General features: G+C 61.0%; 20 protein-coding genes and 1 pseudogene. 13 read left to right on the top strand and 8 right to left on the bottom strand.

Annotated features, from left to right (window positions below):
* Positions 1 to 24: 24 nt before the first annotated feature.
* Positions 25 to 843 carry a pyruvate, water dikinase regulatory protein gene (locus CQ041_RS13590; protein ID WP_003193298.1) on the top strand — a complete coding sequence of 273 codons (819 nt, stop codon included), beginning with the start codon at positions 25 to 27 and terminating at the stop codon, positions 841 to 843.
* Positions 844 to 970: 127 nt separating this feature from the next.
* On the opposite strand, the gene CQ041_RS13585 is transcribed toward CQ041_RS13590, so the two are convergent.
* Positions 971 to 2,395 carry a PLP-dependent aminotransferase family protein gene (locus tag CQ041_RS13585; protein WP_105522982.1) on the bottom strand — a complete coding sequence of 475 codons (1,425 nt, stop codon included), beginning with the start codon at positions 2,393 to 2,395 and terminating at the stop codon, positions 971 to 973.
* Between the two features lie 160 nt (positions 2,396 to 2,555).
* On the opposite strand from CQ041_RS13585, the gene CQ041_RS13580 reads away from it, so the two are divergent.
* From CQ041_RS13580 to CQ041_RS13560, 5 genes are read left to right on the top strand one after another with little or no spacing between them, the layout of a single operon-like run.
* The gene (locus tag CQ041_RS13580; RefSeq protein WP_163002049.1) at positions 2,556 to 3,449 is read left to right on the top strand and encodes a DMT family transporter; all 894 of its coding nucleotides are present in this window, start codon (positions 2,556 to 2,558) and stop codon (positions 3,447 to 3,449) included.
* A gap of 26 nt (positions 3,450 to 3,475) precedes the next feature.
* On the top strand, positions 3,476 to 5,338 hold the full coding sequence (gene moeB, locus CQ041_RS13575; protein ID WP_105522980.1) for a molybdopterin-synthase adenylyltransferase MoeB: 1,863 nt from the start codon (positions 3,476 to 3,478) through the stop codon (positions 5,336 to 5,338).
* Between the two features lie 24 nt (positions 5,339 to 5,362).
* Positions 5,363 to 6,277, top strand: coding sequence for a PLP-dependent cysteine synthase family protein (locus CQ041_RS13570; protein ID WP_105523240.1), 915 nt, complete (start codon positions 5,363 to 5,365; stop codon positions 6,275 to 6,277).
* A 37-nt stretch (positions 6,278 to 6,314) separates the two neighbouring features.
* Positions 6,315 to 7,307: a serine O-acetyltransferase gene (locus CQ041_RS13565; RefSeq protein WP_105522979.1), complete on the top strand. Its 993-nt coding sequence runs from the start codon at positions 6,315 to 6,317 to the stop codon at positions 7,305 to 7,307.
* A gap of 2 nt (positions 7,308 to 7,309) precedes the next feature.
* A complete protein-coding gene (locus CQ041_RS13560) occupies positions 7,310 to 8,038 on the top strand; it encodes an alanyl-tRNA editing protein (protein WP_105522978.1) in 729 nt (242 codons plus the stop codon).
* Positions 8,039 to 8,044: 6 nt separating this feature from the next.
* Here CQ041_RS13560 and CQ041_RS26835 read toward each other — a convergent pair.
* The 6 genes and pseudogenes from CQ041_RS26835 to CQ041_RS13530 all read right to left on the bottom strand — a co-directional run.
* Positions 8,045 to 8,425 (bottom strand): annotated as a pseudogene (locus CQ041_RS26835) (MmgE/PrpD family protein); the annotation flags it as partial.
* 18 nt (positions 8,426 to 8,443) lie between these two features.
* Complete coding sequence (prpF, locus tag CQ041_RS13550) at positions 8,444 to 9,634, bottom strand: 2-methylaconitate cis-trans isomerase PrpF (RefSeq protein WP_105522977.1); 1,191 nt, start codon at positions 9,632 to 9,634, stop codon at positions 8,444 to 8,446.
* Between the two features lie 9 nt (positions 9,635 to 9,643).
* Positions 9,644 to 12,238, bottom strand: coding sequence for a Fe/S-dependent 2-methylisocitrate dehydratase AcnD (gene acnD, locus CQ041_RS13545; RefSeq protein WP_105522976.1), 2,595 nt, complete (start codon positions 12,236 to 12,238; stop codon positions 9,644 to 9,646).
* A gap of 139 nt (positions 12,239 to 12,377) precedes the next feature.
* Positions 12,378 to 13,505: a 2-methylcitrate synthase gene (gene prpC, locus CQ041_RS13540; protein ID WP_105522975.1), complete on the bottom strand. Its 1,128-nt coding sequence runs from the start codon at positions 13,503 to 13,505 to the stop codon at positions 12,378 to 12,380.
* A gap of 40 nt (positions 13,506 to 13,545) precedes the next feature.
* Positions 13,546 to 14,439: a methylisocitrate lyase gene (gene prpB / locus CQ041_RS13535; protein ID WP_105522974.1), complete on the bottom strand. Its 894-nt coding sequence runs from the start codon at positions 14,437 to 14,439 to the stop codon at positions 13,546 to 13,548.
* The gene (locus CQ041_RS13530) at positions 14,439 to 15,149 is read right to left on the bottom strand and encodes a GntR family transcriptional regulator (RefSeq protein ID WP_105522973.1); all 711 of its coding nucleotides are present in this window, start codon (positions 15,147 to 15,149) and stop codon (positions 14,439 to 14,441) included. Before CQ041_RS13530 ends, prpB begins: the two co-directional genes overlap by 1 nt.
* A 267-nt stretch (positions 15,150 to 15,416) precedes the next feature.
* Between CQ041_RS13530 and CQ041_RS13525 the strand changes: the two genes are divergently transcribed.
* The 6 genes from CQ041_RS13525 to CQ041_RS13500 all read left to right on the top strand — a co-directional run bounded on the left by CQ041_RS13525 (position 15,417) and on the right by CQ041_RS13500 (position 20,819).
* Positions 15,417 to 15,953 carry an ATP-dependent zinc protease gene (locus CQ041_RS13525; RefSeq protein ID WP_105522972.1) on the top strand — a complete coding sequence of 179 codons (537 nt, stop codon included), beginning with the start codon at positions 15,417 to 15,419 and terminating at the stop codon, positions 15,951 to 15,953.
* Positions 15,954 to 15,958: 5 nt separating this feature from the next.
* Entirely contained in the window at positions 15,959 to 17,491 is a 1,533-nt protein-coding gene (locus tag CQ041_RS13520; RefSeq protein ID WP_105522971.1) for an inactive transglutaminase family protein, read from the top strand.
* Complete coding sequence (locus CQ041_RS13515) at positions 17,491 to 18,477, top strand: alpha-L-glutamate ligase-like protein (protein WP_105522970.1); 987 nt, start codon at positions 17,491 to 17,493, stop codon at positions 18,475 to 18,477. Before CQ041_RS13520 ends, CQ041_RS13515 begins: the two co-directional genes overlap by 1 nt.
* Before the next feature lie 111 nt (positions 18,478 to 18,588).
* Complete coding sequence (pabB, locus tag CQ041_RS13510; protein ID WP_105522969.1) at positions 18,589 to 19,932, top strand: aminodeoxychorismate synthase component I; 1,344 nt, start codon at positions 18,589 to 18,591, stop codon at positions 19,930 to 19,932.
* Positions 19,933 to 20,160: 228 nt separating this feature from the next.
* On the top strand, positions 20,161 to 20,463 hold the full coding sequence (locus CQ041_RS13505) for a type II toxin-antitoxin system HigB family toxin (RefSeq protein WP_105522968.1): 303 nt from the start codon (positions 20,161 to 20,163) through the stop codon (positions 20,461 to 20,463).
* Positions 20,463 to 20,819 carry a type II toxin-antitoxin system HigA family antitoxin gene (locus tag CQ041_RS13500; RefSeq protein ID WP_105522967.1) on the top strand — a complete coding sequence of 119 codons (357 nt, stop codon included), beginning with the start codon at positions 20,463 to 20,465 and terminating at the stop codon, positions 20,817 to 20,819. Before CQ041_RS13505 ends, CQ041_RS13500 begins: the two co-directional genes overlap by 1 nt.
* Before the next feature lie 140 nt (positions 20,820 to 20,959).
* Here CQ041_RS13500 and thrH read toward each other — a convergent pair whose 3' ends face one another.
* Positions 20,960 to 21,577: a bifunctional phosphoserine phosphatase/homoserine phosphotransferase ThrH gene (gene thrH / locus CQ041_RS13495; RefSeq protein ID WP_105522966.1), complete on the bottom strand. Its 618-nt coding sequence runs from the start codon at positions 21,575 to 21,577 to the stop codon at positions 20,960 to 20,962.
* 153 nt (positions 21,578 to 21,730) lie between these two features.
* Here thrH and CQ041_RS13490 point away from each other — a divergent pair, with 153 nt between their 5' ends.
* Positions 21,731 to 22,465 carry a phosphoadenylyl-sulfate reductase gene (locus CQ041_RS13490; protein WP_105522965.1) on the top strand — a complete coding sequence of 245 codons (735 nt, stop codon included), beginning with the start codon at positions 21,731 to 21,733 and terminating at the stop codon, positions 22,463 to 22,465.
* Positions 22,466 to 22,556 lie beyond the last annotated feature (91 nt).

Below are 22,556 nucleotides of genomic sequence, written 5' to 3'. Positions count from 1 at the left end.
ATCAGCTTAAGGCCCAGGGCTCAAATGAAACGATCTGCTTTCTTTATCTCCGACGGCACCGGCATCACAGCCGAAACATTGGGTCAGAGCCTGCTCGCGCAGTTCGAAAACATTACCTTCGCCAAATTCACGCGGCCCTATATCGACAGCGTGGATAAAGCGCGGGCCATGGTACAACAAATCAATCTGGCGGCTGAAAAAGACGGTTTTCGGCCGATCATTTTCGACACCATCGTCAATCAAGACATCCGTGAGATCCTTGCGACCTCGAATGGTTTCATGATCGACATCTTCTCGACGTTCCTGGCGCCGCTGGAACAAGAGCTGAGCGAACACTCTTCCTACTCCGTCGGAAAGTCGCACTCCATTGGCCACAACTCCAACTATATGGAGCGTATCGAGGCGGTGAACTTCGCCCTCGACAACGACGACGGCGCCCGTACCCACTATTACGACAAGGCCGACCTGATCCTGGTGGGGGTGTCGCGCTGCGGCAAGACCCCGACTTGTCTGTACATGGCCATGCAATTCGGCATCCGCGCCGCCAACTATCCGCTGACCGAAGACGACATGGAGCACCTGACGCTGCCAGCCGCCCTGCGCGCGCACTCCCACAAGCTGTTCGGCCTGACCATCGACCCGGACCGACTGACGGCGATTCGCAATGAGCGCAAGCCCAACAGCCGTTACTCCAGCTACGCGCAGTGTGAGTTCGAGGTGCGTGAAGTGGAAAATCTGTTCCGCCGAGAGAACATTGCGCACATCAATTCCACGCATTTTTCGGTAGAAGAGATTTCGGCGAAGATTCTGGTGGAAAAAGGGGTGGAGCGTAGGTTCAAGTAATGGTGCTGCTTGAGCTGGCCCCTTCGCGGGCAAGCCCGCTCCCTCATTTGACCGAGTTCCAACGCTGGAATGCATTCAAATGTGCGAGCTGGCTTGCCTGCGAAGAACGATAACGCGGTAAGCCTGCCTACAACTGAAACCTTCCGCCCCCCTGCCCCAGCGCCGTCGCCAGCGCATCAAACCCCGCCCGCAACAATTGATCATCCCCCGAGGTGTTGCAGATACTCGCCCGAATGAACTGTGGCACTGCCGTCTGCCCCACCGCAAACGCCTCAGCCGTGGCAATCAGGTAATTATTCTGCTTGAGCTCCGCCTCGATTTCCGACGCGCGCCAGGGCTCCGGGACTTCAATCCAGAAGTGCGGGCTGTTGAGGTGGGTGCGGTATTCCAGTCCCGCCAGCAGCCCTTCAACCAAGGCCTTGCGTCGGCTGATCTCATTGATCTGCTGGCGCAGCAGGTATTCGGCGGTGCCGTTTTCGATCCACTGGGTAGCCAGTTCCAGGGTGACCGGGGTGGCCATCCAGCAGGTTGAGCGCAAGGCGGCCGAAATACGACTGACCAATGCCGGCGGCGCATGCACATAGCCTACACGCAGCCCGGCGGACACGGCCTTGCTCAGGCTGCTGATCAAAATCGTACGTTCAGGCGCGAAAAAACTGAGGGGCGGCGGACGATCTTCCACCAGCACACCGTGGGCTTCGTCCTCAAGGATGAGAAGATTGTGTTCGCGGCACACCTTGACCAGCGCTTCCCGACGCGCCACCGACAATACCGCCGTGGTCGGGTTCTGGATCGTGGGCGTGCAGTACAAGGCGGAAACCCGGTGATTTCGACAGACTTCATCCAGCGCTCCCGGCAGCACGCCCTCCTCGTCCATTTCCAGGCCGATCAGGCGAATGCCCAGCATGCGCGCGGCAGTAATCAAGCCGGGATACGTCAGCTGTTCGGTAACCACGGTGTCGCCCGCGCGCAGCAACGCCATCATCGAACACAGCAGGCCATGCTGGCCGCCATTGACGCAGATGACCTGCTCCGGAATCGGGTGGAAATCCCGCTGCACCAGCCATTGCGCACCCGCCTCGCGGTAACGCGGCAGGCCGGCATCCGGGGTGTAGGCGCTGATGTCCTGGAGGAACTTGGCGTTGGTCGACAGGGTTTGGAAGCTCTGGGCCAGGAACGCGGTCTCCTGCCCCGGGATGTGCATGTTGCGGCTCATGTCGAAGTACTGCCGTGGCTCCTCGCTGAAGTTGCGAAAACCTTCATCGCGCTGGCGCTCCATCCCACGCTTGCGCACGAAAGTACCGTCGCCCACCCGCGCGACAACCAGTCCCAAACGTTCCAGCTCACCGTAGGCACGGCTAATGGTACCAATGGTCACCCCCAGGTTGTCGGAAAGCACCCTATGGGGCGGCAATTTTCGTCCGGGTTCAATCAAGCCCTCAAGGATGCCCCGTTCCATGACATCGGACAGGCGCTTGTACTTCACGCCCTGCCCGCTGGACAACCCCTCACGCATAATTGACACCATGTCAATATTTGTTTTGACAGCCATCTTTCGCCCTAATAGTGTGCTTTTACGGGTTCAATCGCCGAGTTTTACAACTCATTACAAGCTCAATATAGAGTTCAATTCCGGCTCAGGGAAGCAATAAACGATGCCAATGTCCGCCGTTCTCGAAAACACCGCCAAGGTAAAAACCCAAAAACAGTGGTTGGCAGGGCTGGTGACCAGCGTGATGTTCCTGATCGTGTGCCTGAGCTGGGGCACCACCTGGCTGGGAATCAAGATTGCCGTGGAGAGCGTGCCTCCGCTGACGTCCGCCGGCCTGCGCTTTCTGATCGCCTTTCCGCTGTTCCTGTGTTTTGCCCTGGTACGCCGCGAGCCCATCCTGTTTCCCCGCGAGAGCCGCTGGTTCTTCGTGTTCGTGACCCTGTCCTACTTCAGCGTGCCCTACTACCTGCTCAACTACGGCGAGATGCATGTCTCGTCCGGCCTCACCGCCCTGCTGTTCAGCTGCATGCCGGTGTTCATCCTGATCTTCTCCGCGCTGTTCCTGCGTGAGCGCATCTACTTCTCCCAGGTGGTCGGCATCGGCATCGGTTTCGGCAGCCTCTACATGATCATCAAGAGCCAGGGCCTGCACCTGGATCACGCCGAGTTCTTTGGCGTACTGGCGATCCTTACCGCCGCGATCATGCATGCCCTGTGCTACGTGATCACCAAGCAGAAAGGCAGCGCCATCAGCGTCATCACCTACAACACCCTGCCCATCGGCATCGCCGGGCTGATGCTGTTCGTGGCCGGCCTGTGGTTCGAGGCACCGACCTTCGACGCCATTACACCGCGCTCCTGGGGGGCGCTGTTCTACCTGGGGCTGGTGGCTTCGGTGGGCGGCTTCATCGTGTACTTCATGCTGCTGAAGCGCTTGAGCCCGATCATCCTGTCGTTCGTCTTCATTATCTTCCCGGTGTTCGCCGTCATCATCGGCGCCTGGTACGAAGGCGTGTCGATCACCCGCGACCTGGTGCTGTACTCGGCCATCCTGCTGGCCGGTTTTGCGATCACCAAGCTGCCGGTTGAAAAACTGCTGGCCAAGAAAAATTGACCCTTTCACTGCAACGCGAGCGCCACATGGACGTCCTCCGCCCCCAAGCCCTGGAACAGATCTACGCCCACGCCAGCCGCACCTACCCGGAAGAGTGTTGCGGCTTCGTCTTCGCCGACGGCAGCGTGTACCTGGGCAGCAATATCCAGAACGAGCTGCATCGCAAGGACCCCGGGATGTACCCGCGCAGCGCGGCCAACGGCTACACCTTTGCGGTCGCCGACACCCTGCTGCTGAACAAGGCGTTTCGCAGCGATAACCCGGTGGTGGTGATCTATCACTCCCACCCGGATGTCGGCGCCTATTTCAGCGACGAAGACCAGGACAAGGCGCTGTTCATGGGCGAGCCCATCTACCCCGTCAGCTACCTGGTGGTAGACGTTCGCCAGGGCCAGGCCCTGGGTTCCAAGCTGTTTGCCTGGGATGGCAAGCATTTCGCCCTCAACCCTTTCAACGACCTGCACACGGAGTTGTCCATGAACGCTGTCTCTTTCCCCGACATTCTGGTTCGCGTGGCCAAGCTGCCGGAATCGACCCTCGAGGGCACCGGATCGACATTGCGCGAAGTCATTGAAAACCTCTGCAACAGCCACCCGCAGCTGCGCCCGCACCTGTTCCACGAAAAAAACAACCAGCTCAAGGAACACTTCCTGTTCACCGCCGAGGAAGAACTGATCAGCGCCGACGACCGGCTTCCGGAAAAAGCCAGGATCGAAGTGCTGCTCGCCACCTCCGGCGGCATGGATATGGAAACCCTCAGCAATGAGGAAGTGCAACGCTATGTGCGCCACATCACGCTGCCCGGTGTCGGTCGCGACGGCCAGTTGAAACTCAAGAATGCCAAGGTGCTGATCATCGGCACCGGTGGCCTGGGCTCGCCCATCAGCCTGTACCTGGCGGCAGCCGGTGTCGGGACCCTGGGACTGGTGGATTTCGACGTGGTGGAAAGCAGCAACCTGCAACGCCAGATCGTCCACGGCAACAGCACGCTGGGCCTGCCCAAGGTCGAGTCCGCCAAACGACGCTTGCAGGATCTCAATGCCCATATCCAGATCAACGCCCACGACACCGCGCTGAATGCCGACAACGCCCTGGACCTGGTGGGCGCCTACGACCTGGTGATCGACGGCACTGACAATTTCGACACGCGCTACCGGGTCAACGACGCCTGCGTGCAACTGGGCAAACCCTTGGTCTACGGCGCCATCTACCGCTTCGACGGGCAGATCAGCGTGCTCAACTATAAAGGCGGCCCCTGCTACCGCTGCCTGTTTCCCCAGGCGCCACCGGCGGAGCTGGCGCCCAATTGCAGCGCCGGCGGCGTGATCGGCGTATTGCCGGGCGTGGTCGGGATGATCCAGGCCACCGAAGCGATCAAACTGCTGATCGGCATAGGCGAGCCGTTGTCCGGGCGCCTGATGCGCTTCGATGCGCTGGCGATGAAGTTCAGTGAGATCCGCTTCAAGCGCCGCGCCGATTGCCCCTGCTGCTCGGAACTGCGCCACAGCGAACAGCTCGCGCCGTCCGCGTGTGCCGACGCCGTGCCAAGCAGGCCGTCCCTGGCCGAGGAACGCTACATCAAGCCCCGCGTCCTCAAGCAACTACTCGATCACCCGCGCAGTGCCGACGTACTGCTGGACGTGCGTGACGCCAGCGAACTGGAGGTGTGCAAGCTGCCGGGCGTGGTGCACATCCCGTTGTCCGAACTGGACGGGCACCTGCACAGCCTCAGCCGGGACAACACCCATTACCTGATCTGCTACGCCGGCACCCGCGCCGAGCAGGCTGCCAGCACGCTCCTGGCGGCGGGCTTCGCCAACACCAAAGTCCTGCAGGGTGGCATGAAACACTGGGTACGCGATGTCGAACCCGACATGCCTTTGTACTGACCTCCGGCCATGGGCTCCTATCTGATGTTGCACAATTCTATACTCGACGCCATTGGTCACACGCCCATCGTGCGCCTGGCACAGTTTTCCGAAGATTTGGGCATCGAGGTCTACGCCAAGCTCGAATCCCTCAACCCCGGTGGCAGCCACAAGGCGCGCATCGCCCTGGGCATGATCCTCGACGCCGAGCGCCGGGGCGTGCTCATCCGTGACTCCGGGCAAACCATCATCGAACCCAGCGGCGGCAATACCGGCATCGGCCTGGTCATGGCCGGCAACGTGCTGGGCTACAAGGTGGTGCTGGTGATCCCCGACAACTACAGCCCCGAAAAACGCAAACTGCTGCGCCTGTACGGCGCCAAGGTGGTGCTGTCGGACAGCCGCCTGGGCAACAACTCCCATGGCGAGAAGTGCATGGAGCTGCAACTGGAAAACCCCAGCTACGTGATGCTCAACCAGCAACGCAACGGTGCCAACCCACAGACCCATCGCGACACCACTGCGCGGGAGATCATCCGTGCCTTTGGCGAGCGCCGCGTGGACTATTTCGTCAGTGGTATCGGCACCGGTGGGCATATCACCGGCATCGGTGAAACCCTGAAGACCACCTGGCCCGCTGTCCGCGTAATCGGCGTGGAGCCGGAGGAATGCGACCTGCTGAAAAACCAGCACGCGCCGCATCATATCCAGGGCCTGTCGATAGGCCTGGTGCCGAGCATCCTCAACCTCGACATCATCGACGGCATGCTCAAGGTCTCGCGCCAGGAATGCATCGACATGATGAAACGCATCATGCGCACCGACGCCATCAGCCTGGGCCTGTCTTCTGCTGCCAACATGGTAGCCATCGCCAAGCTCGCCCCCGAACTCCCACCTGAAACGGTGGTGTTGACCATGGTCTACGACAATGCCGACAGCTACCTGCACAGTTTCGAATAAGCCGTTTTCCAACCATCCAGAATGCGGGGGCGCCACCATGAGCGGCTTTATCGACATGCAACAATTGCACGATGAGTTGCTCACCCACCTCATCAAGACCCTCCCGCCCGGGCAGATGAAGCAGCTGGAACCACACCTCGCGCCGCTGATCCAGAATGCCGCCCAGGCGGTGGCCGAGGACCTGATTGCCTACGCCTACCGGGACCCGGCGTCACGTGGGCGCGGTGAATTGATCCTGGAATCCTATGCCTCGTTCAAGGCCGTGTTGTATTACCGGCTGGCACACTTGGTATGGAATTTCCCCGATCGCACCAACGGTGTGTTTTCGCGCATTGCCCTCAAGCTGAGCAACCAGGGCAAGGTACTCTCCGGCGCCGAAATCCACCCGGCGGCGCGCATTGGGCGACGCTTCGTGCTCGATCACGGCTACGGCACAGTGATCGGTGAAACCTGCGAGATCGGCAACGACTGCTACATCCTCTGCGGCGTGACACTGGGTGCCCGTGGCATCGCCAACAACCCTGACGGCAAGCGTCATCCGCGCCTGGGCAACAACGTCGAGATCGGCTCCGGCGCTCGGATACTGGGTTACGTGCTGATCGGCGACAACGTGTTTATCAGCCCATCGTGCGTGATCACCCAGGACGTGCCCGCCGGCACCAAGGTCAAGGTGGTCAATCAGGTCCAGCTGCAAAAGAACGATGATTCGGACCACAGCAATTACCTCGGTGCCTTCGCCCTGGATGAGCGCCTGCACGTGGTCGGCGAGATCAACGCCAGCCACAAGGTCACTGTGCTGGATGCCGACTTCCACCCCCTGCACGGCCTGATGCTGGAGCCCACCGTGAAGGAGCGACACCACCTGCAATTTCGCCTGCACCGCGTCGAGTCGGGCAACCATCTGCCGCGCTTGCCGCTGAACCTGAAAGTCTGCGGCCCGGAGTTCGAGATCACCCTGCTCGCCCCCCCTGGCTTGAGTGCAATGGTGCGCACCCTGTTGCAAGCCAGTCCTTTGAACGTCGGAGGTTGAACATGTCCGTCCATACCATGGAAACCCTGGCGCTGTTCGACAGCGCGCCGTACCAGAATGCGTTCAGCGCGCGAGTCATCGCCGTCAGCGAGCATGGCATCGCTCTGGAACACACGTTGTTCTATCCCACCGGCGGCGGGCAACCGGGCGACACCGGTCATTTCACCCTGGCGGACGGTACGCAGGTGGAAGTGACCGGCACCGTGCGCGACCCGGTGCTGCGCGCGATCATCTGGCACCAGGTGCAGCACTGTCCCGAACAATTGACGGCCGGGGTGCAGGTGGACGCTAGCCTCGATTGGGAGCGGCGCTACCAGCACATGAAAATGCACACGTGCCTGCACCTGCTGTGCTCGCTTATCGACGCGCCAGTCACCGGTTGCAGCATCAGCGCCGACAAGGGTCGCCTGGATTTCGACCTTCCGGAAATGACCCTCGACAAGGACAGCATTACCCACGACCTCAACGCCCTGATCGAACAGGCCCACTCCGTGAAAACCCTGTCGATGCCGGCCTCGGAGTATTCCACCCTGCTGCAGATCACCCGTACCCAGGCGGTGGCGCCGCCGGTGATCCAGGGGTCGGTGCGGGTAATCGAAATTGCCGGTATCGATATCCAGCCGTGTGGGGGCACCCATGTGATCAACACCGAAGAAATCGGCCGGGTGTTCTGCGAGAAAATCGAGAAGAAGAGCAAGCATAACCGCAGGGTGATTCTGAGGTTTGAATAGCCTCCGGTCCACGAAACGATTGACCGGCGTTGCCTCAAGCCATGCCTGGTCCTTGCACAAGGCAAAAATTTCCGCACTGCGGTGCCCGGTAAATCGCGTTGCGAGGTTGGCCTTGAACGTGTCCTCCAACAGCGGGATGCCCTCCAGTCGGCGGCGACGATGGCCAATCGGGTACTCCACCGCCACCTGCTCGGTCACAAGGTTGCCGAACGCCAGTGGGACGGCGGTCATGTAGTGCAGGCAGTGCTCACGGTTGGTGCCCATCAGCTTGGCGGTGACGGCCGTGGAGGCGACTTTCACCAGCTGCACATGGTCGAGGCCGACCCGATTGAAGGCGTTCTCCAGGGCAATCACACCCTGGATTTCGTGGGCCATGATCATGGCTTGTTGAAGGGGTGGACGTCGCTAAAAAGCGTCGCCGGGCACACGCACGACACCTTCCATCAGCACCCGGGCGCTGCGGCTCATGATGGCTTTTTTCACCACCCACTCACCGTTGACCTGGGTGGCCTCGGCGCCCACGCGCAGCGTGCCGGACGGATGCCCGAACCGCACCGCGTTGCGCTCCACGCCACCCGCCGCGAGGTTGACCAAGGTCCCGGGAATCGCTGCCGCCGTGCCAATCGCCACCGCCGCAGTGCCCATCATCGCGTGGTGCAACTTGCCCATGGACAGCGCTCGCACCAGCAAATCCACATCATCGGCCTTGATCGCCTTGCCGCTGGACGCCACGTAGTCCAAAGGTTTGGCCACAAATGCCACCTTCGGCGTGTGCTGGCGCTGGGCAGCTTCGTCCAAGTGCTTGATCAAGCCCATGCGCAAGGCGCCGTGGGCCCGTACGGTTTCGAACATGGCCAGGGCTTTCGGGTCTCTGTTGATCGCGCCCTGCAACTCGGTGCCGGTGTAGCCGAGGTCTTCAGCATTGATGAAGATGGTCGGAATGCCCGCATTGATCAGTGTTGCCTTGAAGGTGCCGACACCCGGCACGTCGAGGTCGTCCACCAGGTTACCGGTGGGAAACATCGCGCCGCCGCCGCCCTCTTCTTCCGCCGCCGGGTCCATGAACTCCAATTGCACTTCGGCGGCCGGAAAGGTCACGCCGTCCAGTTCGAAATCGCCGGTCTCCTGCACCGCGCCGTTGGTAATCGGCACGTGGGCGATGATGGTCTTGCCAATGTTGGCCTGCCAGACACGCACCACGGCCACGCCGTCATGGGGCACGCGGGAGGGGTCTACCAGCCCGGCACTGATGGCGAAAGAGCCGACCGCTGCCGACAGGTTGCCGCAGTTGCCGCTCCAATCCACAAACGGCTTGTCGATGGACACCTGGCCGAACAGGTAGTCCACGTCATGCTCGGCGCGGCTGCTCTTGGCCAGGATCACGGTCTTGCTGGTGCTGGACGTGGCGCCGCCCATGCCGTCGATCTGCTTGTCATAGGGATCGGGGCTGCCGATCACCCGCAGCAACAGGGCGTCACGCGCCGCGCCCGGTACCTGCGCCGATTCGGGCAGGTCCGTGAGGCTGAAAAACACGCCCTTGCTGGTGCCGCCACGCATATAGGTGGCGGGGATCTTGATTTGCGCTACGTGTGCCATGGTTACCCCTCAGGCGGTCGCCGCCGATTCCAGGAAGTCTTGGGCAAAACGCTGCAACACACCGCCCGCCTCGTAGATCGACACTTCTTCGGCGGTGTCCAGGCGGCAGGTCACCGGCACGTCGACACGCTCACCGTTCTTGCGGTTGATCACCAGGGTCAGCAGCGCACGCGGGGTGCGCGCGCCGACCACGTCATAGGTTTCGCTGCCGTCGATCTTCAGCGTGTGGCGGTCGGTGCCCGGCAGGAACTCCAGCGGCAACACGCCCATGCCCACCAGGTTGGTGCGGTGAATACGCTCGAAGCCCTCGGCGGCAATCGCCTCCACACCGGCCAGGCGCACGCCCTTGGCTGCCCAGTCGCGTGACGAGCCCTGGCCGTAGTCGGCGCCGGCGATGATGATCAGCGGCTGCTTGCGCTGCATGTAGGTTTCGATGGCTTCCCACATCCGCGTGACCTGGCCTTCCGGTTCGATTCGCGCCAGGGAGCCCTGCTTGACCTTGCCGTTCTCAATCACCATCTCGTTGAACAGTTTCGGGTTGGCAAACGTGGCGCGCTGGGCGGTCAGGTGATCGCCACGATGGGTCGCGTAGGAGTTGAAGTCGACTTCCGGCAAGCCCATTTTCGCCAGGTACTCGCCGGCGGCGCTGTCGAGCATGATCGCGTTGGACGGCGACAGGTGATCAGTGGTGATGTTGTCCGGCAGCACGGCCAGCGGGCGCATGCCCTTGAGCGGACGCGCACCGGCCAGCGCGCCTTCCCAATAAGGCGGGCGGCGAATGTAGGTGCTTTGCGGGCGCCAGTCGTACAGCGGCGCGACCTTGGGGCCGGTGTCTTCGTGGATCGCGAACATCGGGATGTAGACCTTGCGGAACTGCTCAGGCTTCACCGCCGCCTTCACCACCGCGTCGATTTCCTCGTCACTCGGCCAGATGTCCTGCAGGCGGATTTCCTTGCCATTGGCGTCGAGGCCCAACACGTCCTTTTCGATGTCGAAACGAATGGTGCCGGCAATCGCGTAAGCCACCACCAGCGGCGGCGACGCGAGGAACGCTTGCTTGGCGTACGGATGAATGCGTCCGTCGAAGTTGCGGTTACCCGACAGCACGGCAGTGGCATAGAGGTCGCGGTCGATGATTTCCTGCTGGATCACCGGGTCGAGCGCGCCGGACATGCCGTTGCAGGTCGTGCAGGCGAACGCCACGACGCCGAAACCAAGTTGTTCCAGCTCATGGTCCAGGCCGGCTTCTTCCAGGTACATGGCCACGGTTTTCGAGCCCGGCGCCAGCGAGGATTTGACCCAGGGCTTGCGCGCCAGCCCGAGCTTGTTGGCATTGCGTGCCAGAAGACCTGCGGCAATCACGTTGCGCGGGTTGCTGGTGTTGGTGCAACTGGTAATCGCGGCGATGATCACTGCGCCATCGGGCATTTGACCGGGGACTTCCTCCCATTGGCCACTGATGCCTTTGGCCGCCAGGTCGCTGGTGGCGACGCGGGCATGCGGGTTGCTGGGACCTGCCATGTTGCGCACGACGCTGGACAGGTCGAACGTGAGGCCACGTTCATACTGCGCACCCTTGAGGTCATCGGCCCACAGGCCGGTGTGGCGGGCATATTGCTCGACCAGGGTGACTTGTTCGTCTTCACGGCCGGTGAGCTTCAGGTAAGCGATGGTCTGCTGATCGATATAGAACATCGCCGCCGTGGCGCCATATTCGGGGGCCATGTTGGAGATGGTCGCGCGGTCGCCGAGGGTCAGGTTTGACGCGCCCTCACCGAAAAACTCCAGCCAGGCGCCCACCACTTTCTGTTTACGCAGGAACTCGGTCAGTGCCAGCACCATGTCGGTGGCGGTGATGCCCGGCAGCAGCTTGCCCGTCAGCTCCACGCCAACGCTCTCCGGCAGGCGCATCCACGAGGCACGGCCGAGCATCACGCTTTCGGCTTCCAGACCGCCGACGCCAATGGCGATCACACCCAGCGCGTCCACGTGCGGCGTGTGGCTGTCGGTGCCGACGCAGGTATCCGGGAATGCCACACCGTCGCGTACCTGGATCACCGGGGACATTTTCTCCAGGTTGATCTGGTGCATGATGCCGTTGCCCGGCGGGATCACATCGACGTTCTTGAAAGCCTTCTTGGTCCACTCGATAAAGTGGAAACGGTCTTCGTTGCGACGGTCCTCGATGGCGCGGTTTTTTTCGAACGCGTCCGGATCGGACCCCCCGGCTTCAACGGCCAGGGAATGGTCGACGATCAACTGCGTCGGCACCACCGGGTTGACTTGCGCCGGGTCGCCGCCTTGCAGGGCGATGGCGTCGCGCAGCCCGGCAAGGTCCACCAGGGCGGTCTGGCCAAGAATGTCATGGCACACCACGCGGGCCGGGAACCAGGGGAAGTCGAGGTCGCGCTTGCGTTCGATCAACTGGCTCAGGGACGCGTTGAGGGTGGCCGGGTCGCAACGACGCACCAGGTTTTCGGCGAGCACGCGAGAGGTGTAGGGCAAGGTGGCGAAGGCGCCGGGGGTGATGGCTTCGACTGCCGCACGGGCGTCGAAGAAATCCAGGCGGCTGCCGGGGAGCGGTTTGCGAAATTCAGTGTTCATCGTCAGGACTCGGTCACGGTGATAAAAAGGGACGACCTGCACCAATCCAAAATTGAAATGCGGTCAACATGTGGGAGGGGGGGCAAGCCCCCTCCCACATTTGATCCGGTTAACAATTTGGGATCGCCGGTGTTCCCATTCAGCGACGTTCGATTGCCACGAACTTGCGCTGCTCGACGCCGGTGTACTCGGCGCTTGGACGGATGATGCGGTTGTTGGCACGCTGTTCGAACACATGCGCAGCCCAGCCGGTGAGGCGCGAACACACGAAAATCGGCGTGAACAGCTTGGTCGGGATGCCCATGAAGTGATACGCCGACGCATGGTAGAAGTCGGCGTTGGGGAACAGTTTCTTCTGCTCCCACATGGTCTTGTCGATGGCTTCGGAGACCGGGAACAGCACCTTGTCGCCCACCTCGTCAGCGAGCTGTTTTGCCCAGCCCTTGATCACTTCGTTACGCGGGTCGCTGTCTTTGTAGATCGCGTGGCCAAAGCCCATGATCTTGTCTTTGCGCGCCAGCATGCCGAGGGTGCCTTCCACAGCGTCTTCGGCCGAGGAGAAACGCTCGATCATTTCCATCGCCGCTTCATTGGCGCCGCCATGCAGGGGGCCGCGCAGGGAGCCAATGGCGGCGGTGACGCAGGAATACAGGTCGGACAGGGTCGAAGCGCACACCCGAGCGGTAAAGGTCGACGCGTTGAACTCGTGTTCGGCGTAGAGGATCAGCGACACGTTCATGACCTTTTCATGCAGCACGCTCGGCTTCTTGCCATGCAGCAGGTGCAGGAAGTGACCGCCGATGGTCGGTTCGTCGGTCACGCAGTCGATCTTCTTGCCGTCGTGGCTGAAGCGGTACCAGTAACACATGATCGCCGGGAACGCGGCGAGCAGGCGGTCGGTGACGTCGCGCTGGGCGCTGAAGTCCTGTTCTGGCTCAATGTTGCCGAGGAAAGAACAACCGGTGCGCATCACGTCCATGGGATGAGCGTCAGCCGGGATGCGCTCGAGCACTTCTTTCAGCGCTTGCGGCAGGTCGCGCAGTTTGCTCAGCTTTTTGCTGTAGTCGGCCAATTCGGCTTTGCTTGGCAGTTCACCGTACAACAGCAGGTAGGCCACTTCTTCAAACTGTGCATCGGCGGCCAGTTCACGCACGTCGTAGCCGCGATAGGTCAGGCCGGCTCCGGCCTGGCCCACGGTGGACAATGCCGTCTGCCCGGCGACCTGGCCACGCAGGCCGGCACCACTCAGTACTTTTGCTTCAGCCATGTCTGTTCTCCAATCTTGTATTTATAGGGAGGCGCGTTCGTTACTTCTTGGCTGCGAACAGCGCGTCGAGCTTCTGCTCGAAGGTGTGGTAGTCGATGCGATCGTAAAGCTCCATGCGGGTTTGCATGGTGTCGATCACGTTCTGTTGGGTGCCGTCGCGACGGATCGCGGTGTAGACGTTTTCGGCGGCCTTGTTCATGGCGCGGAAGGCCGAAAGCGGGTACAGCACGATGGAAACATCGGCAGATTTCAACTGTTCGGTGGTGTACAGCGGCGTGGCGCCGAATTCGGTGATGTTGGCCAGGATCGGGGCCTTCACCTTTGATGCAAACAGCTTGTACATCTCGAGTTCAGTGATGGCTTCCGGGAAGACCATGTCGGCGCCGGCTTCGATGCACGCGGCGGCACGCTCCAACGCGGACTCCAACCCTTCCACGGCCAGCGCATCGGTGCGCGCCATGATCACGAAGCTGTCATCGGTACGCGCATCCACGGCCGCCTTGATGCGGTCGACCATTTCCTGCTGGGTCACGATCTCTTTGTTCGGACGATGGCCGCAGCGCTTGGCGCCCACCTGGTCTTCGATGTGGATGGCGGCAGCGCCGAACTTGATCATCGACTTGACCGTGCGCGCGACGTTGAACGCCGAGGAGCCGAAGCCGGTGTCGACGTCCACCAGCAGCGGCAGGTCGCAGACGTCGGTGATACGGCGCACGTCGGTGAGCACGTCATCCAGGCCCGTGATGCCCAGGTCCGGCACACCGAGGGAGCCGGCCGCGACACCACCGCCCGACAGGTAGATCGCCTTGAAGCCGGCGCGCTTGGCCAGCAACGCGTGATTGGCGTTGATCGCGCCCACCACTTGCAACGGCTGCTCGCTGGCGACCGCATCACGAAAACGCTGGCCTGGGGTGCTCTTGTTATTGGAACTCATCATTCACCTCGTGATTGGGCTGCGCCGTCGGGGAAATGACGGGCAATGTTGCGTTTGGACGCGCCGATGTGGCGGCGCATCAGCAGTTCGGCCATTTCACCGTCGCGGTCGGCAATCGCGTCAAGAATGCGGTGATGCTCGGCAAAGGCCTGCCGTGGACGGTTAGGGGTGGCGGAAAACTGGATGCGGTACATGCGCACCAACTGGTAAAGCTCGCCGCAGAGCATCTGCGTAAGGGTGCGATTACCGGCGCCTTGAATTATCCGGTAATGAAAATCGAAGTCGCCTTCCTGCTGGTAATAGCCAAGGCCGGCCTGGAAGGCTTCGTCACGCTCGTGGGTGTGCAACACCTGGCGCAGTTCTTCGATCTCCCCGTCGGTCATGCGTTCGGCTGCCAGGCGACAGGCCATGCCTTCAAGGGACTCGCGGATTTCGTAGAGTTCGATCAGCTCGGCATGGCTCAAAGACACCACTCGGGCGCCGACATGTGGCACGCGCACCAGCAGGCGCTGGCCTTCGAGGCGGTGGATGGCCTCGCGCAGCGGGCCGCGGCTGATGCCATAAGTGCGCGCCAGCTCCGGCTCGGAGATCTTGCTGCCCGGGGCGATCTCGCCCTTGACGATGGCGGCCTGGATACGGCGGAAGACGTTCTCGGACATGGTCTGGGAATCATCGGTGGTCGCCACCGCGGCTTCCATTTGCTCGAGCATATTGTCGACACCTTTCAAATCAATGTGGCAAAAACTAGCCAATAACCCTCTCACAGTCAAAGATTAAATGCACATTGTCGACAATCGTCTAATAACCCTTCGCGCTCCCTATAAGAGCATGGCCGGCTGCCAGCGCTGGCGCCAAAAAAGCATCATGTTAGAATGCGCGCCGTATTTGCCCGACATCCTTGGATGAAAAGGCGCACGAGGGAGTTTGTGCAGTAATGCCAGTCGCCTTGAATTTCGCACTGCATCGCCTCAGGACTTATGAGACTCAAGCCCTTCCCCCTATTGATTTGCCTATTGTTCATGCCGAGCCTTGGCCTTGCCGCCGAGAAGACCGTGTATGGGCTCAACGAATATGCCCAACTGGCCGGTATCGACCTGGAAGTCGCCGCCAAACTCGACACCGGCGCCAAGACCGCCTCACTCAGCGCCCGTGACATCAAGCGCTTCAAGCGCAACGGCGAATCCTGGGTACGCTTCTACCTGGCCATCGACACCGCCCATTCCCACCCCATCGAACGCCCACTGGCCCGTGTCAGCAAGATCAAGCGCCGCGCCGGTGACTACGACCCCGATGAGGACAAGAACTACACCGCTCGTCCGGTGATTGCCCTGGACATCTGCATGGGCAACGCTTTACGCAGCATCGAAGTGAACTTGACTGACCGCAGCGCCTTCCAATATCCGCTGCTGATCGGCTCCGAAGCGCTCAAACGCTTCGATGCGCTGGTCGACCCCAGTCTTAAATACGCCGCCGGCAAACCTGCCTGTGCCGCCGACGCTCATACCGCCGAGTAACCCGAATGCGCTCTCTTACCCTGCACTTGAAGATCCTGATCGCCATCCTGGTGGTGTTGGGTATTTCGGTCACCGCCTACCAGATTTTCGTGCTGGGGATCCCCGTCACCGAGGACGCCACCGACGACTTGTGGAACATCGACGCCAAGGTCGAGTTCGTCGCCAACCCCAAGGACCCGGTGAAGATCCAGATGTTCGTGCCGCCGCTTAGCCGCGACTTCGTGAGCCTCAACGAGAGTTTCATCTCCAACAACTATGGCGTAAGCGTCAATCGTGCCGATGGCAACCGCAAGGTGACCTGGTCGGCACGCCGCGCCAGCGGCAACCAGACCCTGTATTACCGCCTGGTGCTCACCAAGCGCTATAGCGGTGAAAAGATCAAGATCAAGGGCCCGACCTTCCGCGACAGCATCGCCGTGGAAGGCCCGGAGAAAATCGCCGCCGAAGCCCTGCTGGCGCCGATCCGCCAGCACTCGGCCGACGTCGAGACCTTTATCAGCGAAGCCATCAAGCGCACCAACAACCTCAACGACGACAACGTCAAGCTGCTGCTGGCGGGCGATCCGTCCACGCCGCACAAGGCCAAGATTGTCGAACTGCTGCTGTCCATCGCCCATGTGCCGGTGGAAAAGGTCCACACCATTCGCCTGGTGGCCGACCAGCCGCAAACCCCGGAACTGTGGCTGCGCAGCTTCAATGGCAATGACTGGTTGTACTTCAATCCGGAAACCGGCGAACAGGGCCTGCCGACCGACCGCCTGCTGTGGTGGACCGGCGATGAAAACCTGATCACCGTCGACGGCGGCAAGAAGGCCATGGTCACCTTCAGCCTGAACAACAGCGAAATGAACGCGATTCGCCTGGCCAAGCTGACCGACGAGAACACCGACGCCAACTTCCTCGAATACTCGCTGTACGGCCTGCCGCTGCAAACCCAGCAGACCTTCATGATCATGGTGATGATCCCGATTGGCGTGCTGGTGATCCTGATCCTGCGCAACCTGATCGGCCTGCAGACCCTGGGCACGTTCACCCCGGTGCTGATCGCCCTGGCGTTCCGCGAGACGCAACTGGGCTTCGGGATTGTGCTGTTTACGGTCATCACGGCGCTGGGGCTGTCGCTGCGCTCCTATCTCGAGCACTTGAAGCTGCAGATGCTGCCAAGGCTGTCGGTGGTATTGACCTTCGTGGTGGTGCTGATCGCCGCCATCAGCCTGTTCAGCCATAAGCTGGGCCTGGAGCGCGGCTTGTCGGTGGCACTGTTCCCGATGGTGATCCTGACCATGACCATCGAACGCCTGTCGATTACCTGGGAAGAACGCGGTGCCAACCACGCGCTGAAAGTGGCGATCGGCACACTGTTCGCGGCGTCCCTGGCGCACCTGATCATGAGCGTGCCGGAGCTGGTGTATTTCGTGTTCACCTTCCCGGCGATCCTGTTGATCCTGGTGGGTTTCATGCTGGCCATGGGTCGTTATCGCGGTTACCGCCTGACCGAGCTGGTGCGTTTCAAGGCGTTCTTGAAGGCTGATAAGTAATGTTCGGTTTCTGGAAGACCTGGAAGGCCCTGGAAGCGCGGGGGATCATGGGCATCAATCGGCGTAACGCCGACTACGTGCTCAAGTACAACAAGCGCAGCCTGTACCCGATCGTGGATGACAAGATCATCACCAAGGAGCGCGCCCTGGCGGCCGGCATCCACGTGCCGGAAATGTACGGGGTGATCTCCACCGAGAAGGAAATCGACAAGCTCGACGAAATCATCGGCGGGCGCAGTGACTTCGTGATCAAACCCGCCCAGGGCGCTGGCGGCGACGGCATCCTCGTGGTGGCAGACCGCTTCGAGGGACGCTACCGCACGGTGTCCGGCAAGATCATCAGCCATGAAGAGATCGAGCATCAGATCTCCAGCATCCTCACCGGCCTGTATTCCCTGGGTGGCCACCGCGATCGCGCGTTGATCGAATACCGCGTGGTCCCCGACCAGATCTTCAAGAGCATCAGCTACGAAGGTGTACCCGATATCCGCATCATCGTGCTGATGGGTTACCCAGTGATGGCGATGCTGCGCTTGCCGACCCGCCAGTCCGGCGGCAAGGCCAACCTGCACCAGGGCGCCATTGGCGTGGGGGTGGACCTGGCCACCGGCCTGACCCTGCGGGGCACCTGGCTGAACAACATCATCACCAAACACCCCGACACCACCAATGCGGTGGATGGCGTGCAATTGCCCAACTGGGACGGCTTCATGAAGCTCGCGGCCGGTTGTTACGAATTGTGCGGCCTGGGGTATATCGGTGTGGACATGGTGCTTGATCAGGAGAAAGGCCCATTGATCCTGGAGCTGAATGCACGGCCGGGGTTGAATATCCAGATTGCCAATGACTGCGGTTTGACCTTGCGCACCCATGCGGTAGAAGCGCGGCTTGAAGAATTGAAAGCAGCTGGCGTGACCGAATCCCCGGAAGAACGGGTGAAGTTTGTGCAGGAGATGTTTGGGCATATCCCACCGGTCGAAGGCTGAACACCCACCCAATGTGGGAGGACTCCCTCCCACATTCAAACCGCGCTCTAGGCCCAAATCCTGTGGCGGACTACAATCCCCTCCCCCACGCCAACGGCTGATTCGCGTCACATGTCGACCTGCTCTGTATACCCGCTGCCCTACCGGGCCAACCCCGCCGAGTATTTCGCGGCGATCCGTCACGCGCCTGGCGCGGTGCTGCTGGACAGTGGCCGCCCGGCCGCCGAGCGCGGGCGTTATGACCTGCTCAGTGCGTGGCCGCTGGAGACGTTGACGGTGGCGCCTGACGAAACCGGTAGTGTTTTCCTGCAACGCTTGCGGGAAAACCTCACACAATTGGGCGAAGCGGATTTGCCTGCCGGGGTTGAATTGCCGTTTGCCGGTGGATTGATCGGTTACCTGAGCTACGATTTCGGCCGGCACCTTGAGCCTATGCCAACGCTGGCGGCGGACGACTTGCACCTGCCGGATGCGCGCTTCGGGCTGTATGCCTGGGCCCTGATCAGCGATCACCACACCCAGACCAGCCAGCTTGTGTTTCACCCGGCACTGGCGGGTCACGAACAACAACGGTTGATTGAAGCGTTCAAGGGCACAAACACCGAATCAACGGCGACGTTCACGTTGCAGGGCCCCATGGCTCCGGACCTCAGCGCCGAAGACTACCGTCAGGCCATCGTGAGGATCCAGGACTACATCCAGGCCGGCGACTGCTACCAGGTCAACTTCGCCCAGCGTTTTCGCGCGCCGTGCGCCGGCGACCCATGGGTGGCGTATTGCGCCCTGCGCGAAGCCTGCCCGACCCCGTTTTCCGGGTTCCAGAGCCTGCCCGATGACGGCGCAGTGCTGAGCCTGTCGCCGGAGCGCTTCGTGCACATCAGTGAGGGCCGCGTCGAAACGCGCCCGATCAAAGGCACCCGCCCCCGTGGCGTGACGCCGGAGGACGACGCCGCCAACGCCGCCGAACTGCTGGCCAGCCCCAAGGATCGCGCCGAAAACCTGATGATCGTTGACCTGTTGCGCAACGACCTCGGCCGCACCTGCCGCACCGGCTCGGTAAGCGTGCCGGAACTCTTCAGTCTGGAAAGCTACCCCAACGTCCACCACCTGGTGAGCAGCGTCATCGGCGAACTGGCAGACGACAAGGACGCCCTCGACCTCATCGCTGGCAGCTTCCCCGGCGGCTCCATCACCGGCGCGCCGAAGATCCGCGCGATGCAGATCATCGACGAACTGGAGCCGACCCGACGCGGGCTGTACTGCGGCTCGTTGGTGTATCTGGATGTGCGTGGCGAAATGGACAGCTCCATCGCCATTCGCAGTTTGCTGGTGAAGGACGGCCAAGTGTGCTGCTGGGGCGGCGGCGGGATTGTCGCGGACTCGGAGTGGGAAGCGGAATATCAGGAGTCGCTGACCAAGGTGCGGGTGCTGTTACACACTTTGGAAAGCCTGTAGCGCCCTACCTGTCCAGGCTCTCAGACGTAACGCCGCGCAGCAGGAAAAGATCTGAATCAGAACGACCGTGGGCGGAGCATGAACTGGAAGATAGCGTCCAGCTCCGACCGTCCACCAGCCGTTTGTGAGGGATCACATGAGGCGTCTGCTTACTCGTGAGAAATTATTTCCGAGATTGCATCTCCACCTGACCACACCTATCACCTCCCAAATTGGGAGGTTGCAGCGATGCGGATAATTGCTCTATCTACCCTACGAACGTGTTGGGAAAGCCACCCAGCGTATTCCGATGCAAAAACGCCGCTTGTCGAGCTGTATCGCCATATGGAAAAGGCCGAATACCAGACACCACAGGCACTCAAGGCAGAACTCAGAACGGCGAGCATTCTCAAGGCCGGCAGGGTTGTATTCAACGTAGGCGGCAACAAGTATCGAGTCATCATGGCGATCGACTATCTGAGACAGCTTGGGTTCATACGCTTCATTGGGACCCCCGCCCAGTACGATCAGATCAACGCGGAGACCGTGTGATGAACATCAAACCTATTCACTCCCAGGAAGATCTGACTGCCGCGCTCGCACGCGTGGAGCAGATCTGGGGAGCAGACATTGGCTCGCCTGAGGGCGACGAGCTGGAAATCCTCGCCATCCTCATCGACAAGTACGAGGCAGAGCATTATCCAATGCCACCCTCTGATCCGGTGGAGGCTATCAAGTTTCGCATGGAACAACTGGGCATGACCGCCCGAGACCTTGAGCCTTTTATTGGCACCAGTGGGCGCGTGTCAGAAGTGTTGAACCACAAGCGCAAGTTGAGCTTGTCGATGATCAAGCGTCTGCATGGAGGCTTGCAGATTCCTTATGAGCGCTTGTTGGCGGGGGTTTAAGGCAGGTCTGCAGTGACCGGGCTGGCCTCTTCGCGGGCAAGCCCGCTCACACATTTTGATGTATGACCCCATTCAAGTGTGGGAGCTGGCTTGTCGGGTCGCTGCATCGCTGCGATAGGGCCTTAGCCGCGCTGAACGGCTTACAGGCTCAACGGCCGATTCGACGCCTTGATAAATTCCTGCTTCAAATCCTCAAACGTATGCACCGCCGGAAACTGCGGGAATTCGCGGATTACATTCTCTGGCGCATGGAACAGAATCCCACGGTCAGCCTCGCCCAGCATGGTGGTGTCGTTGTAGGAATCGCCGGCAGCGATCACGCGGTAGTACAGGCTTTTGAACGCGAGCACCGACTGGCGCTTGGGGTCTTTCTGGCGCAGTTGGTAACTCACCACACGGTCGGTTTCGTCAGTGATGAGGCGGTGGCACAACAGGGTCGGAAAGCCGAGTTGACGCATCAACGGCTGGGAAAATTCGTAGAAGGTGTCCGAGAGGATCACCACCTGGAAACGTTCGCGCAGCCAGTTGACGAACTCGATGGCGCCGTCCAGCGGCTTGAGGATGGCGATCACCGCCTGGATGTCGGCGAGCTTGAGCCCGTGTTCGTCGAGGATGCGCAGGCGTTGCTGCATCAGTACGTCGTAGTCGGGAATGTCCCGGGTGGTAGCGCGCAGGGATTCAATACCGGTTTTTTCGGCGAAGGCAATCCAGATTTCCGGAACCAGCACCCCTTCCAGGTCGAGACAGGCAATTTCCACAAGACACTCCCATTTTGATGTTGTTGGTTGAGCGAGCAAAAGGACTGCCGAACTCTAGCCATTCGCGCTCGCCGCCGCAACGCAGAGCGGATTTTGATACCATCGCCCACCTATAGAGCGCATAGCGCCACTGACCTTGCAGGAACCGTGCTGATGAACCAAGCCTTCGACGTCGCTGAACTCGCCGCGACTTATGCCAACAAGTCTGCCCAGGACATTCTCAAATTGGCCTTCAGCCAGTTCGGCGATGACCTGTGGATTTCCTTCAGCGGCGCCGAGGACGTGGTGCTGGTGGACATGGCCTGGAAGCTGAACAAGAACGTCAAGGTGTTCAGCCTCGACACCGGCCGCCTGCACCCGGAGACCTACCGGTTCATCGAGCAGGTGCGCGAGTTCTACAAGATCGATATCGAGCTGATTTCGCCGGACCAGACCAAGCTGGAACCCTTCGTGAAGGAAAAGGGCCTGTTCAGCTTCTATAAGGACGGCCATGGCGAATGCTGCGGTGTGCGCAAGATCGAGCCGCTGCGCCGCAAACTGTCCGGCGTCAGTGCCTGGGCCACCGGCCAGCGCCGCGACCAGAGCCCCGGCACCCGCAGCCAGGTGGCGGCGCTGGAGATCGACTCGGCGTTCTCCACACCAGAACGCACGTTGTACAAGTTCAACCCGCTGGCGCAGATGACCAGTGAAGAGATCTGGGGCTACATCCGCATGTTGGAGTTGCCGTACAACAGCCTGCATGAGCGCGGCTTTATCAGTATTGGCTGTGAACCGTGCACCCGCCCGGTGTTGCCGAACCAACATGAGCGCGAAGGCCGTTGGTGGTGGGAAGAAGCCACGCAGAAGGAATGCGGGCTGCATGCGGGGAATATCATCAGCAAGGCCTAAAGGCCAACGCGGTTAAAAAATGTGGGAGGGGCGACGCCCCTCCCACATTTTTTTATTGGTCGCTATACATGTACACACGCATGTAACTATT

It is taken from the genome of Pseudomonas sp. MYb60, assembly GCF_002979555.1.
Classification (GTDB): Bacteria; Pseudomonadota; Gammaproteobacteria; order Pseudomonadales; family Pseudomonadaceae; genus Aquipseudomonas.
Note: the sequence above shows the minus strand (reverse complement) of the source record. Positions and strands in the feature narration are given on the sequence as shown.